Genomic DNA, 20,409 nt, shown 5'->3' on the forward strand with positions numbered 1-20,409 from the left:
GCCAACTTTTTAGGGAAATTCATGGGCTATAAAACATAGAGCAATTTATCTGATGGACCTGCAATGTAACGCGGCACCTAAAACCCAGTTTTTAGATCATCTCACCGGAACGACGGGTGCCGTCCGTGATTTTTAGCTTTTCTTTTTATTCTGTATGCATTTACCGAAATTCACAGGATTATTATCCACCCTGGGAGCCTCCCTGGTAATGGGCCTCGGCACGGCAGCCGTTAATCTCGCTCCATTTCAAAGTAAGGCGATCGCCACCAGTCCCGATCAAGTCAAAACAGTGAGCCTCAAGGCCCAACGGGAAACCCTCGCCGAAAATCCCCTATGCCGTTTAGCGAGTGCCCTGGACAAGGCCCCAGAGGCGAAACTCGTGGCCGATACAAACCCGGAACAACTCACGCCCCAAGTCTCTAAGTGGTGGGCCTTTAATTTATTTCAGCGATTTACCCAAAGTCTGGGCCTCGATTCTCTACTCCAGTTAGAAGCGCCGATGGCCGCTGCCCCCCTCGTCGCGGTGGTTCCTGCACCTGAAGCAATATCCCAAACTGCTTCTGATTCTGGGGCACAGCTTATTAGCTACGACCCAGACCGCCCCGCCACAAACCCCCAAAGCCATCAACTCTGGCTCCAGAATAAGCCCGTTGCTACCATTCGCTCCCAACAGCAGGCGGAACGATTGGCCCAACGCCTCGAACAATTAACGGCAATGGCAGAATTTCAACCCACGGCGATCACCCCGACATTGCACCAAGACAAACCGGCGATCGCCTTTGGTGACGATATTCTTTTGGTTGTTGACGAAACGATTACCCATGAGGACGTTCTCAACCATGAGATCCTTGCAATCCAATGGGCCAATAATCTCCGCCTTGCCCTCGGTGTTCCGGCCCTGGATATGGTCACCGCCCAGCAGCAAATGTACCAGCTCGAAGAAACGGGTCAATCCCTCGAAGGACTTGCCTCCTGGTATGGCCCCTACTTCCACGGTCGCCTGACGGCCAATGGGGAAACCTACGACCAATACGCTCTGACGGCGGCCCACCCTTCGATGCCCCTGAATACTTACCTCAAGGTCACTAACCTCAACAACAACCGTAGTGTGATCATTCGTCTCAATGACCGTGGCCCCTATATTCCGCCCCGGAGCCTGGATTTGTCCCTCGGTGCCGCCCGCTGTCTCAATAGCGTAGAAACAGGCGTCATTCCCTACAAAGCCACAATCATGGAACCAAAATCCCCCGAACCAGAAGTGATCGCCCCTGATATGATCTAGGTCTATTTTGAGTGCGGCCAAAGCCCGCTCCCTGACCATGCCAATTATTGAAGTCGATTCCCTGAGCAAAATCTACCCCGTCGCCCTCAAGCAACCTGGTTTTAAGGGAACCCTCAAACACTTTTTTCAGCGGCAATACCGACAAATCAAAGCCGTTGAAGAGATCTCGTTCACCATCGAACCCGGCGAAATTGTCGGTTTTCTGGGGCCAAATGGGGCCGGAAAAACCACCACCCTCAAAATGCTCACGGGGCTAATTTATCCTTCCATGGGGGTGGTGCGTGTGGCGGGGGCGATTCCCTTTCAGCGACAACGGGCATTTCTCAAGCAAATTAGCCTGGTCATGGGGCAAAAACAACAACTCCTTTGGGATCTCCCTGCCCTCGACTCCCTCCGCATCAATGCTGCCGTCTACGACATTCCCGAACCTGTTTTTGAGGAACGCCTAGAGGAACTCAGTACGATGCTCTCCCTGGAGGGAAAACTGACCCAACCCGTGCGCAAACTCTCCCTAGGAGAACGCATGAAGGCGGAACTGCTCGCTGCCCTATTGCACCATCCCCAGGTGCTCTTTTTGGATGAGCCGACCCTTGGTTTAGATGTAAATGCCCAGGTGGCGGTACGGGACTTTCTGCGGGAATACAACCAGCGCTATGGGGCGACAATTCTTTTAACTAGCCACTACATGGCGGATATTACGGCCCTCTGTGAGCGAGTATTGCTCATTTACCAGGGCCAACTAATTTACGATGGCAATTTAGAGAGATTGCTTGATCAATTTGCCCCCTATCGAGAAGTGCGGGTCGAACTCACAGAAACCTATTCCCGCGAGGCCCTGAGCTTTTTTGGGGAGGTGGAACACATCGATGGTCAAGCGGTACGCTTTTTGGTAAAGCGAGAAAATTTGACCCAGAGCATCGCCAAAATTTTAGAAAATTTACCCGTGGCCGATCTCAGCGTTAACGATCCTCCCGTTGAGGAAGTAATTGGGCGAGTGTTTAGTGAAGGTATCGTCGCCTAGTGATCAAGTACAGCATTTTTTTTCGGTGATCTTTTCCTTTGGCGAGCCTGGATGATTTCCTGGGGACAAAGGGCTCAGCGCAGTCGACCAGAGACTAAATTTTTCTAACGTTCCGCCCCACCGGCCAAAAGGTGAAACCTACCATAGGGATAGAAGTAGCGACCACTACCGTAAGGGTCAGCCTTTTCCTAGCATTACTACCTATGACTATTGCATCTCCAGGCGATCGCCATCTGCCCTATGCAGGGTTGACGGCCGAACAAGTTCAGGCGAATCGTACCGAATATGGCGCCAATGTTTTAACCCCGCCCCAGCGGCGTCCCTGGTGGCAACTTTTTTTAGAGAAGTTCACTGATCCGGTCATCCGCATCCTCATGATTGCGGCGGCGGTGGCCCTCGCAGTGGGGGTATTGCGGGGGGAATATGCCGAGGGCCTGGGGATCATTGTTGCGATTTTGTTAGCCACGGTGATTGCTTTTTTCAATGAATTTAAAGCTAACCAAGAATTTGCCCTCCTCAACCATGTTTATGATCAGGTCACGGTTAAGGTAATTCGTGAAGCCCAATATCTCAGTCTGCCGCGCCAGGATTTGGTGGTGGGCGATATTATCTACATCGAACAGGGCCACGAAGTTCCCGCCGATGCCAAGATTCTTGAAAGTGTTTCTCTCCATATCGATCAAGCAAAGCTCACAGGGGAATCAGAACCCGCTAGCAAATCGGCCCAAGCAGATCCTTTTGAAATGGAAGCCGAGCAGTCTGCTTATCCGTTTAATTGTGTCTACCGCAGCACGATCGTCACCCAGGGCCATGGTTTTTGTGAGGTCATTGCCGTCGGCGATCGCACTGAAATTGGCAAGTTAGCCCAAGCCGTGGCCACCGTTGAGGACGATCCCAATACACCCCTCAATCAACAACTCGAAACCCTGAGTAAAGCCATTGGTGTGGTGGGTTTAACCGTCGCCCTCTTGACGTTTATTGCCCTGCTTATCCGGGGTCTCCTCACCCAAGAACTGATGCTGACGGGATCCCAGGGCTATGTCATGGCCTGTTTACTGGGGGCGATCGCCGTGATGTCAGCCCCCGTATGGCTGCCGGTACTCGAAGATGGCCAAGAACTACTCAAACGCTTGGGAGCTTTACCCAAAGTTTTAGATTTTCCGATCCCTGCGGCCCTGAAAAATACCCCCTTAATGTTGCTTGGGGGCAGCCTCTGGCTAGGAAGCAGCCTCGGCTATGGTGTTGCCACCCGCTGGCTATCCCCTACGGTGGGAGAATGGCTTCCCCTAGAGGTGGGGCTAGCCCTCCTCAATTACTTCATGGTGGCCGTGACGATTATTGTGGTGGCTGTGCCGGAAGGATTGGCCATGAGTGTCACCTTATCTTTGGCCTATAGTATGCGGCGCATGACCGCAGAAAATAACCTGGTGCGGCGGATGCATGCCTGTGAAACCATCGGCGCAACCACCGTGATCTGCTCCGATAAAACCGGGACACTGACCTGTAATCAAATGCATGTCCATGAAACCTGTATTCCTGGGCTGGTGGATGCGGAACCGGAGCAAGCAACCCATATTCGTCAGGTGCTCGCTGAGGCGATCGCCGCCAACAGTACCGCTGACCTAGAGTACGCCACCCAAGCACTGCCCACGGTCATTGGTAACGCCACAGAAGGAGCTCTTTTACTCTGGCTCGATCAGCAAAACCTCGATTACCTCGACTACCGTTACAATTTCGACCTCAGTTCCCAGGGAGCATTTTCTGCCGAAAAAAAGTACATGACGAGTCTCGGCAAATCACCGATTTTGCAAGAAGAAGTCTTATATGTCAAAGGCGCTCCAGAAGTGGTACTACGACATTGTGATTATCAATTGAGCGCTGCTGGGGTTGTGCCTCTCACTGAACAAACCTCGATCATCAAAACTCTCCAAGCCCACCAGAGTCGAGGGATGCGGACCCTGGGTTTTGCTTACCGTCCCCTGGGGGATCTCAAGCATTTTAAAATCACAGAGATCGAACGGCACTTGGTATGGCTTGGTTTTTTGGCGATTATTGATCCCCTGCGAGACGACGTACCCGCTGCCATTAAAGCCTGTCTCCGTGCAGGTATTCAGGTCAAAATTGTCACCGGTGATAGCCCCCAAACGGCCCGGGAAATTGGCCGACAAATTGGCCTCTGGCACCAAAGCGAGGAAGCACATTTCGAAACTTTTCATCTGACGGGGCCGCAGTTTGCCGCCATGGATGATGACACCGCCCGGGAAGCCGTGAAGTCCTTGAAAATTCTTTCCCGTGCTTGTCCCCTCGATAAATTACGCTTGGTGAAGTTGCTCCAACAAACAGGGGAAGTGGTTGGTGTGACGGGGGATGGCACCAATGATGCGGCGGCCCTCAAACAGGCCCAAGTCGGTCTTGCCATGGGGAGTGGTACGGCGATCGCCAAGGAAGCCAGTGACATTATTCTCTTGGATGATTCCTTTAGCAGCATTGTGAATGCAGTACTCTGGGGGCGATCGCTCTATGAAAATATTCAGAAATTTCTCCTCTTTCAGCTCACCATTAACGTGGTGGCCCTGGGGACAGCCCTTTTAGGGCCATTCATTGGTATCGAGCTCCCCCTAACGGTGACCCAAATGCTGTGGGTAAACTTAATCATGGATACCTTTGCCGCCCTGGCCTTGGCCACAGAACCACCCAACCCAGAAGTCTTGGAGCGATCGCCCCGTCAAGCCGATGCGTTTATCATCACCGAGGCAATGGCCAAACAAATTGCTTTTTTGGGGTGTGGATTCTTGGTGCTGATGGTGGGCATTTTGAAATATCAACTGCGCGATGGCACCATCAATACCTATGAACTTTCGGTATTTTTTGCGATTTTTGTCTTTCTGCAACTGTGGAATTTATTTAATGCCCGCTGTTTTGGACTTTCGATCTCTGCTTTTACAGGGCTCTCAAAGAACCCGGCCTTTAGCGCCATCATTGCCACTATTTTTATCGGTCAAGTGGCGATGGTGCAGTGGGGCAGCAGTGCCTTTCGCACCGTTCCCCTAACTTACCGCGATTGGCTGTGGATCATCGGCGGGACATCTGCTGTGCTGTGGCTCGGAGAAATTTGGCGCAAAGTGCAAGGTTCTCTCCAGAAATCCTGATTATTACCGCCACCCAAACCAACTCCGCCACCGCTGGAAGCGAGTACTCTGCTGTTTTTGGGCCATATGCTGGGCTAATTCTGCCCGTTGGGCGGGGGTAAGCACCTCACGAATGTCTAACATCTGCCGGAAATGAAGGTTAGCTAAATCTTGGCGTAGGTTCGTAATGGTGCGATGTTGAGCTTCCAATTGGTTACGGGTGGTGGTGCTATTACGCATTAATGTCCGCATGGCATTTTTCGCCTGTTGAACTGCGGCCCGTTTGGCCCCCATTTGACTACGGTAGTTGGCGCGGATCCCTTGGATTTGTTGTCTTTGAGCGGCACTAAGATCGAGCTTGTCAATGAGATCTGCTTCTCGATCATCTCCTTGGCTCACGAGGACTGGTGTTGGTGAAGCCGTGAAGTTCGTCAGTGTTGTGGTTGAGTCGGCGATCGCCATTTGCCCCGTCAACGAGAGGGCTACTGCAGAAGCCATCAATACTTGTTTTTTAAACATGATTAAAACTAACCTCCAAAACTAATCACAGATTCTGATCGGACACCCTTGGCCCAGTATTTAGGGATATTTTTTAAGAAATCTAAGGATAGGTATCGACCACAAAATCAACATACTCGTAGGACAGTTCCTGTTCTTGATAGAGATGCTCCCCAAAGGAGTAAGACCAGCTCTCTTCGAGGAAAGCCTCTAGTTCTTTATCGGCCCGCTCGGCGATCGCCTTTGGCTGGGGTTGTTCAGATCTCCCCCAATACTGTTGCGGCATCACCTCTGGCAGTGCCCCAAATTCCTGGTGCAGTTGTCCGTGGCCGACCACAAGCACAAGCCCAGCAGCAACCATTGCTGGAAACCACCATTTTCCCTGGGGTGGGATTGTCAAGTTTGACGGTTCTGTGTGGTTGAGTCGCGCCAACAGCCTGTCTTCGTGATCCGCTGGTGGCGGTGGCCCGTAAGGTTCATGGTTTTTTAAAAACCGGATTAAGTTGTCATGGTCATGGAAATTCATAGACTGACTCCTTGGGCTTCTAAAAATTGACGCAGCGATCGCCGGGCATGGTGAAGACGAGATTTCACCGTTCCTGGCGGAATCCCAAGAATTTCGGCCACCTCTTTTTGGGGCAAATCCTTGAGATCATGGAGCACCAAGACCGCCCGGTGCTCTAGGCTTAACGATTGCAAACCCCGCTGCACCAAATCCTGATAATAAATTTGACTCAGCCCCTCCGGCCCAGGATCTGCCACCGCACCAATTTGCGCCTCTAAGCCTGTGATTAAGGTCATCTGCTTTGCAAATCGTCGTCGTTGATCCGTCGCCACATTCCAAGCAATGCGGTACAACCAAGTGGCAAAGTAGTCCGGGTTTTTGAGGCGCGGTAGCCCCTGCCAAGCCTTTAAAAAAACCTCTTGAACCAAATCATCCAAGAGCGCCACCCCACAGAGTTGATACAGGGTAGACCGTACCTTGTGGTGATAGCGTCGGTACAAAATTCGGAAACTTTGGCGATCGCGTTGCCCCCGAATAGACCCTATTTTTCCTTGGCAAAGACAGACCAATTCCCTATCCGAAATGGCAGTAGGGTGGTCAACAGCTTGATCGGGCATATCCCTCTCCAGTCATCGCACGTCCCTTTAGACTCAACCTCAACCCAAAAAGTTCAACCAGCTCAGAAAAAAACTTGAATCAAGGTCTTGCCAAATCCAAAAACTGTGGCTACAATGTTAAACCGTTGGAAGACAACGCTCCACACAATCCTCAGTAGCTCAGCGGTAGAGCGGTCGACTGTTAATCGATTGGTCGCAAGTTCGAATCTTGCCTGGGGAGTACAAAGTTTAAATTGCTGATTAGCTGATTAACCCACTAGCTAGATCATCTGGGATCCTATGGGTTCATACCTAAGTTAAAAAGATTGACAGGTTACTATTTTGCTTTACGGCTTCAGTGGGATTCATGCTGAATTCGAAGGATAGGGGTAGTCTAGTAAAAGGTTTTTGATTTCCGCCTACAGCACGATGACATCTCCCTCTCCCCAACGCCTTAAACCGAAATCCTTTGCGGATCTAGTGGCCCAATTTCGCAATTTTCCCAAACCCCAGAGCGAAGACTCTGCGCTTCTGCGGGCTTTGGTGCAGCTACTGGTGGTTGTCGGCATTATTGCGACGGATGTGGCCTCAGAAGGCAATATGATCTGGTTTGGCTGGCCAATCAGTGTTTTAGCGGTGCCCTTAACGCTCCTGGGGGGAGTCTGGAGTTGGCAGAACCGTCAGAAGGCGAATGTGGGGGCGAAATTTTTTATTGCCATCGGCATGTTGGGCATGTTGTTGCTCTTTTTCCGAAATTTGTATGCCAATTTAAACGATACTCGCTTGGTGCTAGCAGAGCTTCTCATTCAACTGCAAATTCTCCACAGCTTTGATTTGCCTCGCCGGAAAGACCTAGGGTATTCGATGGTGATTGGTCTCATTTTGCTAGGGGTGGCTGGCACCGTTTCTCAAACGCTAACCTTTGCGCCCTGGTTAATTTTATTTTTGGCGATCGCCCTCCCAGTTTTAGTTTTAGACTACCGTTCACGTCTCGGTCTAGCGGGTTTGGAGACAATTCTTTGGCCGCAGCGCTCCAGTTCCCGTAAAGGCCGCGCTGATCTGCTAAAAAATTCTCCCCTGTCACCCAAGCGCCTGGGGGCAATTTTAGGGATTACGCTGGTATTAGGCTTGGGACTCTTTAGCATCATGCCCCGTTTCCCTGGCTATCAGCTCAGCACCTTGCCTGTGAGTTTGCCCGCCGATGCCCCTGAAAATGAACGTTTCAGTCCCACCAACCTCAGCTTAGTCAATCCTGGTTACGAAAATCCTGGCGGTGAAGGGAGTGAAAATACCGATGGGGCAACTTTTGGAAATAGTCCGGGCACTGGCGAAGGAAGCAGCCCCAGCGAAGGTCAGGGGGAACTCGATAAAACCCAGTATTACGGTTTCAATAGCAAAATTAATCAAAATCTCCGGGGGGAGATGGAAAAGGTGCTGGTGATGCGGGTGCGATCGCAGGCTCCTGGTTTTTGGCGCGTGATGTCCTTTGACCGATATACAGGCCAGGGCTGGGAAGTCACCAATGCCGATGATTTGCAACTCACGGAGCGTTCTCGGTGGGCGGGTCGTTTTTTCCTGACGCCTTTTATTCCTAACCAAGTCGAAAAGAAAAGAATTATCCAGAGCTATACCGCCGTGTTGTCTTTGCCCAATATTGTCCCGGCGATGCAGTATCCGACGGAACTTTATTTTCCAACGGCGGAGATTGGTCAAGATCCAGAGGGCAATTTGCGATCGCCTTTGGGACTTTTAGAAGGCTTAACCTATACCGCTGTCTCTAAAGTGCCCTATCGTAACCGGACGCAATTGGCAGCAGCAGGAACTGATTATCCGCCCTTTATCACGGAGAAATATTTAGATGTTCCCCCAGCACTAAAAGCAGAGGTACAGGCCGTGGCGGAGGAGATTCTTTCCCAAGCCAATAGCCCGATTACTTCCCCCTACGAAAAGGCTCTCTACCTCGCCCAAGGTTTGAAACAGCGTTTCCCCCAGGCCCAAGAAATTCCCTTCTTCGCAGAAGATGAAGACCTCGTTGAAGCCTTCTTGTTTAAATACAAAGGGGGCTACGCCGATCATTACGCGACAGTCCTCACAATTATGTTGCGTTCTATTGGGATTCCAGCCCGGTTTGCGACAGGATTTGACCAGGGGGATTTTAATCCATTTACGGGTTATTATCTCGTCCACAACACCGATGCCCATGCTGTCACCGAAGCCTATTTTCCGGGCCAGGGTTGGTTTGCGTTCAACCCCTTACCGGGCTATGAGGTTGTCCCGCCTTCCTTTGAAGATAGCGGTGCTTTTGGCGTATTGAGATCGTTTTGGCGCTGGGTTGCCGGTTGGGTGCCGTCGCCGATCCTTGGCTTCTTTGAGGGGCTTTGGTTTACGACCCTTAAAATCCTGGGCTATGTGGTTTCGCGATTGTGGGGCTTTGTTTCTAGTGGTCTCGTTGGGGCGGTTACCGGGGCGATCGCCGTTGTCATTGCCAGCATGGGCGGCTGGTTTGTCATTAAGCAAATTCGTAGTTGGTTCCAGCGGCGACGTTTTGCCCAATTACCCATGATGGAACAGCTTTATCAACAGATGCTCTTACTGCTCCAAAATAAAGGGCACCAGAAACAACGGACTCAAACTCCCTGGGAATTTTTGCGGGCGATCCAACAGCAATACCGTCCCGAAACCCTAGAAATTTTAACGGAACTGACCGAAGCCTATGTCAACTGGCGCTATGGTGAACAGCCAGCCAATACGGATTACCTCAAGCAGCAGCTCAAACGCCTGCAGCGCTCCTTTTATCGGGGTCGATCTTAAAAAACGGAGAGGGGGGGATTCGAACCCCCGACTGAGTTGCCCCAGTAACGGTTTTCGAGACCGCCGCATTCAACCACTCTGCCACCTCTCCAGGGGCCTAGACTATTCTAAGCACAATTTAGGGTCTTGGCTAGTCCGATTGCCGCAAAGAATCCAAAAGTCATTTACATTCAAAATAAACAAAAAAAAGCCAAAGAAGTTAAAAAGGTTACATTTCCCTAGTGATCCCCGCGCTAGGTTAGCAATACCCTCCGATTGCTTATCAAGCTAGACCGTCCCCCCCAGTGGCGGTTTTTTATTGCCCAAAGGCTGGCCCCCTCGACCGAAAAATTAAGGCACAATAGTTAGACGTTGCCCGCCCTCACCTTTTATTTCTCCATGAGTCAGCCCCACATCGTCATTATCGGCGGCGGTTTCGCCGGACTCTACACGGCTCTCCGTCTGTTGCAATTTCCTTGGGAAACCTCCCAACGGCCAGAAATCACTTTAATCGATCGCCAGGATCATTTTGTTTTTAGTCCCCTCCTCTACGAACTGATCACTGAGGAAATGCAGCCCTGGGAAGTGGCTCCCACCTACACGGAGTTGTTGCGTCATGGCCCGGTGAAATTTGTCCAAGCCCAAGTACAAACCATTGACCCGGAGCAAAAAACTGTAGTCTGTGGCGATCGCCAAATCACCTATGACTACCTGGTGATTGCTGCTGGGGGGACAACAAAATTTGTGGATTTGCCTGGGATCAAGGAATACGCCCTACCTTTTAAAACCCTCAATGATGCCCTCTGCCTCAAGGAAAAATTGCGGGCCTTGGAAACCAGTGCAGCGGAAAAAATTCGCATTGCCATTGTTGGAGGTGGTTACAGTGGCGTGGAATTGGCCTGTAAATTGGCGGATCGCTTGGGTGATCGCGGGCGACTACGAATCATTGATCGCGGCGATGAAATCCTAAAAAATGCCCCCAAATTCAACCAACAGGCTGCCAAAGAAGCCCTGGAAGCACGGGGGATTTGGGTAGACTACGCCACGGAAGTCACCGAAGTCACCGCCGATAGCCTCAGCCTGCGCTACAAAGGAGAAGTGGATACCATTCCCGCTGACCTCGTGTTGTGGACTGGCGGAACGGCGATCGCCCCTTGGGTGAAGGATCTCGCCCTCCCCCACGCAGACAATGGCAAACTAGAGGCCAATGCTCAATTACAGCTCCAAGACCATCCCAACATTTTCGCCCTTGGGGATGTTGCCCAGACAGACGAAACCTTACCTATGACAGCCCAGGTGGCGATTCAGCAGGCCGATGTGTGCGCCTGGAACCTACGGAGCCTGATTACAAATAAGCCTCTGTTGCCCTTTAAGTTTTTTAATCTCGGTGAAATGCTCACCCTCGGCGAAAATAATGCCACCCTCAGCGGTTTGGGCCTCGAACTCGAAGGTAATCTCGCCCACGTGGCTCGTCGCTTGGTTTATCTCTACCGTTTGCCCACCTGGGAACATCAAGTGCAGGTGGGGCTCAATTGGCTCGTGCAACCCCTCGCAAAATTATTGGCTCAGTCAGCAAAGTGAAAATTCATGGAAACACAGCCGAAGGTCATTTTTTTCGATGCAGTCGGAACCCTCTTTGGGGTCAGAGATGGAGTTGGGGCGACCTATGCCAAAATTGCCCAACGCCACGGTGTCAGCGCAGATCCAGATCGCTTGGAACAAGGGTTTCGCCAATCCTTTAAACATAAACCGGCCCCCGCCTTTCCGAATATTGGTGCTGAGTTGATCCCGAAACAGGAATTTCTTTGGTGGGAGGCGATCGCCCAGGAAACGTTTAATACTGCGGGAGTAATTGATCAATTTCCCGATTTTCGTGCTTTTTTTACGGATTTGTATCAGCATTTTGCAACGGCAGAACCCTGGTTTATTTTCGCGGAAACTTTGGCTTCGGTGCAGGCTTGGCATGCCCAGGGCATTGAGTTGGGTTTGATTTCAAATTTTGACTCCCGCCTGTTACAGGTGTTAGATGCCTTAGAACTAGCCTCCTATTTCCAGAGTGTGACCATTTCCTCCCTAACGGGGGTGGCAAAACCAGACCCTAAAATTTTCCAGACAGCCCTTGCCAAACATGATTGTCAACCAGAGGAAGCGCTCCACATCGGAGACAGTCGCCTGGAAGATTATGAAGCAGCAAAACGATTGGGGATGCAAGCTCACCTTATCGAACGGGATCAGCCTTTTCCTTACAGTCGCCAGCCTTAACCCCCACCCCCCTTTAGCTCCCCCCAGGGGGAGATCTTTCTGGTTCCCCTCCGTGGGAGGGGTTAGGAGAGGGTCAACTACCTCCCTCAAGGGACACTGACAGAGCGCTTGAGTATGTTCAATCTGAAATTGAGTTAGGAGAGGGTCAACTACCTCCCTCAAGGGACACCCCTCTAACTCCCCTCAAAGGGGAGAATGTTGGTCAATAGGTTTGCCAGACGCGGGACATAACTGGTGGTTGCGGGGAATAGAGCGATCGCCAATTTTGCCAGAGGCTAATGAACCAGCGTTTTACTTCCGTGCTGGAGTGGCCCCGGTAGCGACAGAGAACACCTTTCGGTAATTGTGTGATTCCACCCAAACCTTTCTGAAGAACTGCCATGGTTTGCCGCAACTCGCTAATTTGAGCCTCGCTAACTTCTAAACCCACCAAGGCCAAACTCCCCACCACCGGCTGATTATTGAGACCATTCCAAGCCGCGAAGACCTCTGGGTTTCCTGGTAGCCATTGGCGATCGCCCCAGAGCAGTTCGTCCCCCTGCCAAATTTCTGTCATCCCCCGCCAGTTACCGGAGATAAATTTCTCGCCCCGGGCCGTGCGCCCAAACCGGAGAATTTCCCAGCCACACCACACCGCCCTTGGGGCTAGATTGATCCGAAAGCTCTGGTGATATTCCGCTCCGTCAAAAACGATCATCTCCTGGGGAAAATATTCCAAAATACTGCCCGGTGCCTGATTAATCACCCCATCCTGCCGCGCCGTTTCCCCGTTGGTGCGATAAATTTTGTTGGCTGCTGCTGTTGTGAGGAAAACATGACTTTCCGGTTGCAGTTCGAGATCTAAAGATAGGCGATCGCCCCCAACAATGCCCCCCGCCGTATGGAGCAATACCGTGTGACAAATGCGATCGCCCTCCGGATAAAACGGCCGCTGAATCCGAAAGGGCGCCTGGGTAAAACAGCGTTGCATTTCCGTCTTGCCCTGACGCTGCCCGTAGATTAAGCCCACCTTGCCGTGCCAGGGCTGCGCTTTATGAATCACCTGTTGTTGATCTTGCATTTTTGTCTGAAATTGATGGGATTAGGGGAACTAAAAATTGCCGCCAAAACAGCCCCCAACAGCGGTCTCTTTTCTCGATCATCCCACTGATCTGGGAAGTCACAACGGCGATCGCCAAATATTTTGTTCCCAAAACAATGGGACAAACAAACCTCAAGAATCCTAATCAAACTTCCGTCTCCGTATAGTTGCTGCTCACAGACAGATGCTTTATCTTTGAAAAAATTTTCACGAATTTCCCATTCTTTCAGAAACATAAAGGAGTCCCTATGTACATCGTCCAGATTGCTTCGGAATGCGCCCCCGTCGCGAAAGTAGGTGGACTCGGAGATGTGGTTTACGGACTCAGCCGCGAGCTTAGTCTACGCGGTCATTGTGTTGAAATTATTTTGCCCAAATATGATTGTCTCCGTTATGACCATATTTGGGGGATGCACGAAGCCTATCGGGATCTGTGGGTACCCTGGTTTGGCGGCGCGGTTCACTGCACTGTCTTCTATGGTTGGGTTCACGGCCAACAATGTTTCTTTATCGAACCCCACTCCGGTGATAACTTTTTCAGTCGGGGCTTTTTTTATGGCGCCTTAGACGACCACATGCGTTTTGCCTTCTTTAGCAAGGCCGCCCTCGAATTTTTACAAAAATCCAACAAACGTCCCGACATTATCCACTGCCATGACTGGCAAACCGGTCTTGTCCCAGTAATGCTCTTTGAAATGTATAAGTGGCATGGCCTGTGGAATCAACGGGTGTGCTACACCATCCATAACTTTAAACATCAAGGGATCGTCGGTGCTGACGTACTGTGGGCAACGGGCCTCAATAATGAAGGCTACTATTTCCACTATGATCGCCTCCGGGATAACTTTAATCCCTTTGCCTTGAATTGCATGAAGGGGGGCATTGTCTATGCCAACGCGGTGACCACCGTTTCGCCCCACCACGCCTGGGAAGCCCACTACACCGATATTGGTTGCGGCCTCAGCCATACCCTCCACCTCCACCAAGACAAGTTCAAGGGAATCCTTAACGGCATCGATTACAGTACTTGGAACCCAGAAGTAGACCACAATATCGAGCTGCAATACGGTTGGGATAGCCTCGAAAATAAAGCAAAAAACAAAAAAGCCCTACGCGATCGCCTTTTACTGGAAGACAATGACCGACCGATCATCACCTACATTGGCCGTCTCGATGACCAAAAAGGCGTGCATTTAGTTCACCATGCCATGTACTATGCCCTCAACCGGGGGGCGCAATTTGTCCTCCTTGGGTCTGCCACCGAAGGGTCAATCAATTCCTGGTTCTGGCACGAAAAATTCCACCTCAACGACAACCCCAACTGTCACATTGAGCTAGGCTTCAACGCAGAACTGTCCCACATGATCTATGCTGGGGCCGATATGCTGGTAGTCCCCAGTAACTATGAACCCTGTGGTCTGACCCAACTCATCGCCCTTAAGTACGGTGTGGTGCCCATTGTCCGGGGTGTCGGTGGCCTCGTCAGTACCGTATTTGACCGGGATCACGACGACAAGCATCCCCCCGAAGAGCGCAATGGCTATGTCTTTTACCAAACAGATAACCACGCCCTTGAATCAGCCATGGAACGGGCCATTGGTTTATATACGGTGTACCCCGAAGAATTCCGAAAGCTACAAATCCAGGGGATGAAATATGACTATTCCTGGAACAACCCCGGCAATGAATACATCGATCTCTACGAGTTTATCCGTGCCTAATCAGTGCTTAGTTAATACGTTTTGAGATCAAACGGCCCAGTCATCCTTGGGAAATATATCCCCAAAGCCTGAACCAAGGCCCCTAACAATTCCCAGGGAAGTCGCTACCATGGTAGGCAAGTTCCTCTTTTGTCCGTGCCTATGGATGCCTTTAGTCCCTATCCGCCTGAGTGGATCAAAAATGCCAGCCACGCCCTCAGTTTCCATTGTCCTAGTTGTGAAGCGCTCCCCCATGATGCGAAACGGGCCTGGTTAAATCGTTATGCCCCAGTGACTGATGCCCTACACCGTCGTCGCTGGCAGGAGTTTTATGAATGTCAATGTGGCACTGTTTGGTGGGCCTGGAGTAGCGATCGCCCCCCGTCCCGCTACCAAACAGATGACCGGGGTGAAAATGACGAATTTCGGCGGGGCTTGTTTTAGAGAAATCGCGAAAGTCTTTTCCGGGGCGATCACCGCTTGCCGAGGGATACCCCTTACCATGATAATGTTGGCTACCCATCACACTGGGGACGCAAACGCCAACGGAACACCATGCAGTTTTCAAAGATTCTCATCGCCAATCGCGGAGAAGTTGCCCTACGCATTATCCACACCTGTCAGGAGCTCGGCATTGCCACCGTCGCCGTCCACTCCACCGTAGATCGCCAAGCCCTCCACGTTCAGCTCGCCGATGAGAGCATTTGCATTGGCCCGCCCCAGAGCAGCAAAAGCTATCTCAACATTCCCAATATCATCGCTGCGGCCCTCAGCAGTAACGCCGACGCAATCCACCCAGGCTACGGTTTTCTGGCTGAGAATGCTAAATTCGCAGAAATTTGTGCCGACCACCAAATTACCTTTATTGGCCCTTCCCCGGAAGCGATGATCGCCATGGGAGATAAATCCACCGCCAAAAAAACGATGCAGGCAGCAAAGGTGCCCACCGTACCCGGGAGTGCTGGCTTAGTGGCCTCCGAAGAACAAGCCTTAGAAATTGCGGCCCAAATTGGCTACCCCGTGATGATCAAAGCCACGGCGGGTGGTGGTGGCCGGGGAATGCGCCTTGTGCCGAGCGCCGAAGAATTACCCCGTTTGTACCGAGCGGCCCAGGGGGAAGCAGAGGCAGCCTTTGGCAATGGCGGCGTTTATATCGAAAAATTTATTGAACGGCCCCGCCACATTGAGTTTCAGATCCTCGCGGATCAATACGGCAATGTGATCCACCTAGGGGAACGGGATTGTTCGATCCAACGGCGACACCAAAAACTCCTCGAAGAAGCGCCCAGCGCGATTCTCACTCCCAGACTCCGGGACAAAATGGGGAAAGCAGCAGTCAAAGCGGCGAAATCCATTGATTATGTCGGGGCTGGAACGGTGGAATTCCTCGTGGATAAGAATGGGGATTTCTACTTTATGGAGATGAATACCCGGATTCAGGTGGAACACCCGGTGACGGAGATGGTGACAGGACTAGATCTGATCGCTGAACAAATTAAAGTCGCCCAAGGCGATCGCCTCAGCCTGAATCAAAACCAAGTGCATCTTAATGGCCATGCCATCGAGTGCCGGATTAATGCCGAGGATCCCGACCACGACTTCCGGCCGACCCCTGGCAAAATCAGCGGCTATCTTCCCCCCGGTGGCCCCGGCGTGCGGATGGATTCCCATGTCTACACCGACTATGAAATTTCCCCCTACTACGATTCTTTAATCGGCAAACTAATTGTCTGGGGGCCAGACCGAGACACCGCCATTCGCCGCATGAAGCGCGCCCTCCGAGAATGTGCCATTACTGGGGTGTCTACCACCATCGGCTTCCACCAAAAGATTCTGAATCACCCGGCTTTTTTGGCGGCTGATGTCGATACCAATTTTATCCAGCAGCACATGTTGCCCTAGAAGGCTGGCAACGCCTTTATTTCTTCGCAGTCACCTGCACCAAGGTTTGCCCCTGATCTTCGTAGATCATGATTTGGGAAGCGCGGTCTTGCTTCTGAAATCCAAACATCGATTGCCCGTTAACATCCATGGTCATCTCTTGGCTCCAACCATTTTTCGCCATTTCTGCGGTGTATTTGTCCTTGACAGCAGCCACACTTTCGTTGCTGACAAAGGTGACAGAAACCCCCTCCGGTAAATCCATCGCCATTCTAATTTCTGCATTTTTGTCGAAATAAATGTCCTTGGGGAAAGTGTCAGGAAGTTTGACATTGTCGCCACTGCTGACAGACAGATTTCCTTCGTTGGTTTTGATATCGACGGATTCTTGAGACATATCAATATCAACTTTTTCGCCGGAGCCAGCCTCAATTGCTTTTTCAAAAATCATTTCCTGAACCATGCCGCAACCACCGAGGCTGAGGGCACAGAGAAAGAAGACGGGTAGAATAAACTTTTTCACGGCTTTTGTCCTTAAATTTTGTTTGTTTATGGCTTGGCTTACGGTGCTCACCATCGCCCTTTGCATAATGCGTTCCAGTTTTTTTAGGGGCAATGGTTAAAACAGATAGCCAATACTTTAATAGTGGCTCCCCAGGTAGACTGATGCAGTTTCTAAAAATCCCAGGTCTTTGCCCCTATTCTCGATGGATTCGCTAAAAATCAAGGTCGCAGTTAAGTTAAATTAAATGAAGTCTTAACGTGATGAATTTTTTTGGTGAATGCGATGTCTTGGTTAGCTGTGACCAGTTTGGGCCTCAACCTGCTGTTGGGTGCGATGACGCTATTTTTCATTTTCCGCATTGTGCTCACTTGGTATCCCCAGGCGGAGTTAACGAAACTGCCCTTTAGTTTGGTCGTGTTACCGACGGAACCGCTTTTGGCCCCGACGAGAAAACTGGTGCCGCCCCTAGGAGGCATTGATATTTCCCCCGTGATTTGGGTCGGGATCGTCACCCTCCTGCGAGAGGTGCTCTTGGGTCAACAGGGTCTATTGGTCATGTTATTGCGTTAGTTAGATTGAAGGGGCGGGCCATTGGAACCCCAGGCTTTTGATCCGCGTCTAGCGAGATAACATTGGCAATAAGTGAAGAATATTTGATATGTGGCGACGGTGTTTATTGGCTTTGACGGGGGCTTGGGGTATGGGACTGGCGATCGCCCCGGTGATGGCTCAGCCGTTACCAAAGCAAGCCATCTTTGAAAATCTCCAGTTACGACCGAGTTTTGCCCCAAATCCGCAGCTATTGCGGGGAGTCAGTGGTGGCAGCGAACAGGCTGCAGATTTCTTGGGGATCGAAGATACTCCCACAGGGCCTTGTGTCGGGTTTATTGACAGCCATGCGGATCATCGCCTCAGCTTGATGACATTTTTTAATGATTTAAAACTGAGCGTTGAAAGTTCAGGGGATACGGTACTCGTGGTCAAAGGCCCCGGTGGTGTGTGGTGCAATGATGATGCGGTGGGCCAAAATCCGGCAATTCGCGGCGAATGGCAGAAAGGACAGTATCAGGTTTGGGTTGGCTCCCGGACACAGCGGCAATATTACCCTTATGTTTTAGAAATTCACTATCGGAAGTAGTTGATCCTGAAGTTTGGAGATCAGGTAATGGGGGATAATGGAAACATTATCTTGACGTTGCACTAGAGAAAACATTGTGGCTATCGGAATTGGTTTACTTGGCTTAGGAACGGTCGGCACGGGCACCGCAGAGATTTTGCTGTCGCCCCAGGGCCGCCACCCGCTGTTGGGGGAAGTGGTTTTGAAACGGGCAGGGGTGCGCTCCCTGGATAAGCCCCGAAACATTGATTTACCAGCGGGCTGCCTAACCACCGATCTGGAGGCAATCGTCAAAGATCCAGAGATTCAGGTGGTGGTTGAGTTGTTGGGCGGCCTAGAGCCAGCACGGACTTTAATTCTTCAGGCGATCGCCCATGGGAAACATGTGGTCACGGCCAACAAAGCAGTCATTGCCAAGTACGGCGAAGAAATTTACACCGCAGCGAACGAAGCAGGGGTTTATGTGCTCCTAGAGGCGGCCGTGGGCGGTGGTATTCCGATCATCAAACCCCTCAAGCAATCTTTAGGAGTGAACCGCATTACCCGTGTCATTGGCATTATCAATGGCACCACAAACTATATCCTTACCCAGATGACCCAGCACGGGGCAGATTTTGGGGAAGTGCTGGCCGAGGCCCAAAAACTGGGTTATGCCGAAGCGGATCCCAGCGCCGATGTGGATGGGGGCGACGCGGCGGACAAAATTGCCATTCTCGCTTCCTTGGCTTTTGGTGGCAGAATTAATCGGGAAGATGTCTACTGCGAAGGCATTCGCTCCATTAGTGCGGTGGATATTAGTTTCGCAACTAAGCTCGGCTTTGTGATCAAATTATTGGCGATCGCCGAACGGCCCGACCTCGAAGAAGATGCCCTGCAATTGCGGGTTCACCCAACTTTGGTGCCAGAAGATCATCCTATCGCCAGTGTGAATGGTGTCTTTAATGCGATCCTCGTGGAAGGAGAACCCCTCGGCCAGGTAATGTTCTATGGCCCTGGGGCTGGTGCTGGGGCGACGGCCAGTGCAGTGGTTTCTGACATTGTCCATGTGGTAGGTCTGTTGCATTCTGACCAAGTGGTGCAGAAGCTCAACCCGCTCCTGGGCTGTACCCACGAGCATTACAGCAAAATTTTGCCCATCGACACCCTAAAAACGCGTTTCTATGCGCGCTTCTTGTCGCGGGATTTGCCCGGTGTGATCGGCGACCTGGGGACTTGCTTTGGGCAGCACCAAGTGAGCTTAGAATCGGTCGTTCAGATTGGTCTCCAGGATGATTGCGCCGAAATTGTGGTCGTGACCCATGATGTCCATGAGGCAAACTTCCGGGAAGCCCTGCGGGAAATTGAAGGTCTAGAGGCAATCAAGGAAGTACCCAGTATTCTCCGCGTCCTCTAGTAATCGCCCAACTTCATAATTAAAGATCCTCCATATTTCTGGAGGATTTTTTGCGTATTACTCAATGCAGCGATCGCCCCTCAGCACTAACCCAAAAGGCGATCGCCACCGAACTTAAAGAAATTGACAAAGAAATTCGTTTAGTTCATCTTTTCCGGCCTGGGTGATGATGTTGTACAGCACTTCTTGGCTTTGGTCTGGAGTAAAAAATCGATAAAAACGGCTATCGGTATCCACACGGCGGACATAAATTAGGGGAATACCCGCCGATTGGAGTAGTTGGGATTTTAGGCGATCGCGGATCTGAGCTTCGTGGGTGTCATGCCAGTGGGATTGGCACTCGATTACCAATTTTGCTTTGCGACTTACACCGATTCTCTTTTCCAGTAAGGCGATATCAACTCTAGAATTTGCCCAAAACTTGAATAAATCTGTTGGCAAGTAGGGTACATCATCGGGACGAGCACAGATAACTCCCAAGGGAATTTGTCCCCAGCATCGATAGCGATCGCCAAGCAACATTTCAATCAGTTCGAGAATAAAGGCTTCGTAATCATTGATGATTTCACCATTCTGAAAGTTGATGTTGTGGGCAGAGGTCACGAAAGCATCGGTATTCGGTAATACGTTCATGGGAAATTTCCTAAAAA

General features: G+C 51.1%; 18 protein-coding genes and 2 tRNA genes. 13 read left to right on the forward strand and 7 right to left on the reverse strand.

Translation table 11 applies throughout. The features are described from left to right. Positions 1 to 154: 154 nt before the first annotated feature. The 3 genes from AWQ21_RS10725 (at position 155) to AWQ21_RS10735 (ending at position 5,452) form a co-directional block, all read left to right on the forward strand. Positions 155 to 1,282: a septal ring lytic transglycosylase RlpA family protein gene (locus AWQ21_RS10725; RefSeq protein WP_232314957.1), complete on the forward strand. Its 1,128-nt coding sequence runs from the start codon at positions 155 to 157 to the stop codon at positions 1,280 to 1,282. Positions 1,283 to 1,319: 37 nt separating this feature from the next. Next, a complete protein-coding gene (locus AWQ21_RS10730; RefSeq protein ID WP_065715313.1) occupies positions 1,320 to 2,303 on the forward strand; it encodes an ATP-binding cassette domain-containing protein in 984 nt (327 codons plus the stop codon). Between the two features lie 203 nt (positions 2,304 to 2,506). Then, positions 2,507 to 5,452, forward strand: a complete 2,946-nt coding sequence (locus AWQ21_RS10735) for a calcium-translocating P-type ATPase, PMCA-type (protein WP_065714535.1) — start codon at positions 2,507 to 2,509, stop codon at positions 5,450 to 5,452. 3 nt (positions 5,453 to 5,455) lie between these two features. Here AWQ21_RS10735 and AWQ21_RS10740 read toward each other — a convergent pair whose 3' ends face one another. The 3 genes from AWQ21_RS10740 to AWQ21_RS10750 form a co-directional block, all read right to left on the reverse strand. After that, positions 5,456 to 5,929: a Spy/CpxP family protein refolding chaperone gene (locus AWQ21_RS10740; RefSeq protein ID WP_198159638.1), complete on the reverse strand. Its 474-nt coding sequence runs from the start codon at positions 5,927 to 5,929 to the stop codon at positions 5,456 to 5,458. 103 nt (positions 5,930 to 6,032) lie between these two features. Further along, positions 6,033 to 6,455, reverse strand: a complete 423-nt coding sequence (locus AWQ21_RS16245) for a hypothetical protein (protein ID WP_157094742.1) — start codon at positions 6,453 to 6,455, stop codon at positions 6,033 to 6,035. Then, the gene (locus AWQ21_RS10750; RefSeq protein ID WP_065714538.1) at positions 6,452 to 7,051 is read right to left on the reverse strand and encodes a sigma-70 family RNA polymerase sigma factor; all 600 of its coding nucleotides are present in this window, start codon (positions 7,049 to 7,051) and stop codon (positions 6,452 to 6,454) included. Before AWQ21_RS10750 ends, AWQ21_RS16245 begins: the two co-directional genes overlap by 4 nt. Before the next feature lie 148 nt (positions 7,052 to 7,199). Here AWQ21_RS10750 and AWQ21_RS10755 point away from each other — a divergent pair. Continuing rightward, positions 7,200 to 7,271: transfer RNA gene (locus AWQ21_RS10755), tRNA-Asn, on the forward strand. Between the two features lie 188 nt (positions 7,272 to 7,459). Further along, the gene (locus tag AWQ21_RS10760; protein ID WP_065714539.1) at positions 7,460 to 9,841 is read left to right on the forward strand and encodes a DUF3488 and DUF4129 domain-containing transglutaminase family protein; all 2,382 of its coding nucleotides are present in this window, start codon (positions 7,460 to 7,462) and stop codon (positions 9,839 to 9,841) included. A 4-nt stretch (positions 9,842 to 9,845) separates the two neighbouring features. Here AWQ21_RS10760 and AWQ21_RS10765 read toward each other — a convergent pair. Further along, positions 9,846 to 9,932: transfer RNA gene (locus AWQ21_RS10765), tRNA-Ser, on the reverse strand. Positions 9,933 to 10,219: 287 nt separating this feature from the next. Between AWQ21_RS10765 and AWQ21_RS10770 the strand changes: the two genes are divergently transcribed. After that, a complete protein-coding gene (locus tag AWQ21_RS10770; RefSeq protein ID WP_065715314.1) occupies positions 10,220 to 11,401 on the forward strand; it encodes an NAD(P)/FAD-dependent oxidoreductase in 1,182 nt (393 codons plus the stop codon). A gap of 6 nt (positions 11,402 to 11,407) precedes the next feature. Further along, complete coding sequence (locus tag AWQ21_RS10775) at positions 11,408 to 12,082, forward strand: HAD-IA family hydrolase (protein WP_065714540.1); 675 nt, start codon at positions 11,408 to 11,410, stop codon at positions 12,080 to 12,082. A 202-nt stretch (positions 12,083 to 12,284) separates the two neighbouring features. On the opposite strand, the gene AWQ21_RS10780 is transcribed toward AWQ21_RS10775, so the two are convergent. Further along, positions 12,285 to 13,142: an urease accessory protein UreD gene (locus AWQ21_RS10780; protein ID WP_065714541.1), complete on the reverse strand. Its 858-nt coding sequence runs from the start codon at positions 13,140 to 13,142 to the stop codon at positions 12,285 to 12,287. Between the two features lie 269 nt (positions 13,143 to 13,411). Here AWQ21_RS10780 and glgA point away from each other — a divergent pair, with 269 nt between their 5' ends. The 3 genes from glgA to accC all read left to right on the forward strand — a co-directional run bounded on the left by glgA (position 13,412) and on the right by accC (position 16,765). Next, positions 13,412 to 14,884 (forward strand): glycogen synthase GlgA, encoded by a 1,473-nt coding sequence (gene glgA / locus AWQ21_RS10790; RefSeq protein ID WP_065714543.1) that lies wholly within the window; start codon positions 13,412 to 13,414, stop codon positions 14,882 to 14,884. 141 nt (positions 14,885 to 15,025) lie between these two features. Further along, the gene (locus AWQ21_RS10795) at positions 15,026 to 15,307 is read left to right on the forward strand and encodes a hypothetical protein (RefSeq protein WP_065714544.1); all 282 of its coding nucleotides are present in this window, start codon (positions 15,026 to 15,028) and stop codon (positions 15,305 to 15,307) included. A 111-nt stretch (positions 15,308 to 15,418) separates the two neighbouring features. Further along, on the forward strand, positions 15,419 to 16,765 hold the full coding sequence (gene accC, locus AWQ21_RS10800; protein WP_065714545.1) for an acetyl-CoA carboxylase biotin carboxylase subunit: 1,347 nt from the start codon (positions 15,419 to 15,421) through the stop codon (positions 16,763 to 16,765). 16 nt (positions 16,766 to 16,781) lie between these two features. On the opposite strand, the gene AWQ21_RS10805 is transcribed toward accC, so the two are convergent. Further along, a complete protein-coding gene (locus tag AWQ21_RS10805) occupies positions 16,782 to 17,267 on the reverse strand; it encodes a hypothetical protein (RefSeq protein WP_157094743.1) in 486 nt (161 codons plus the stop codon). Positions 17,268 to 17,531: 264 nt separating this feature from the next. On the opposite strand from AWQ21_RS10805, the gene AWQ21_RS10810 reads away from it, so the two are divergent. The 3 genes from AWQ21_RS10810 (at position 17,532) to AWQ21_RS10820 (ending at position 19,759) form a co-directional block, all read left to right on the forward strand. Beyond that, on the forward strand, positions 17,532 to 17,819 hold the full coding sequence (locus tag AWQ21_RS10810) for a YggT family protein (RefSeq protein WP_012307731.1): 288 nt from the start codon (positions 17,532 to 17,534) through the stop codon (positions 17,817 to 17,819). A gap of 88 nt (positions 17,820 to 17,907) precedes the next feature. Further along, positions 17,908 to 18,387, forward strand: coding sequence for a hypothetical protein (locus tag AWQ21_RS10815; protein ID WP_065714547.1), 480 nt, complete (start codon positions 17,908 to 17,910; stop codon positions 18,385 to 18,387). Positions 18,388 to 18,463: 76 nt separating this feature from the next. Further along, entirely contained in the window at positions 18,464 to 19,759 is a 1,296-nt protein-coding gene (locus tag AWQ21_RS10820) for a homoserine dehydrogenase (RefSeq protein ID WP_065714548.1), read from the forward strand. Between the two features lie 114 nt (positions 19,760 to 19,873). On the opposite strand, the gene AWQ21_RS10825 is transcribed toward AWQ21_RS10820, so the two are convergent. Continuing rightward, positions 19,874 to 20,392, reverse strand: a complete 519-nt coding sequence (locus AWQ21_RS10825) for a DUF2726 domain-containing protein (RefSeq protein ID WP_065714549.1) — start codon at positions 20,390 to 20,392, stop codon at positions 19,874 to 19,876. Positions 20,393 to 20,409 lie beyond the last annotated feature (17 nt).

This window comes from Picosynechococcus sp. PCC 7003, assembly GCF_001693255.1.
Taxonomy (GTDB): domain Bacteria; phylum Cyanobacteriota; class Cyanobacteriia; order Cyanobacteriales; family MRBY01; genus MRBY01.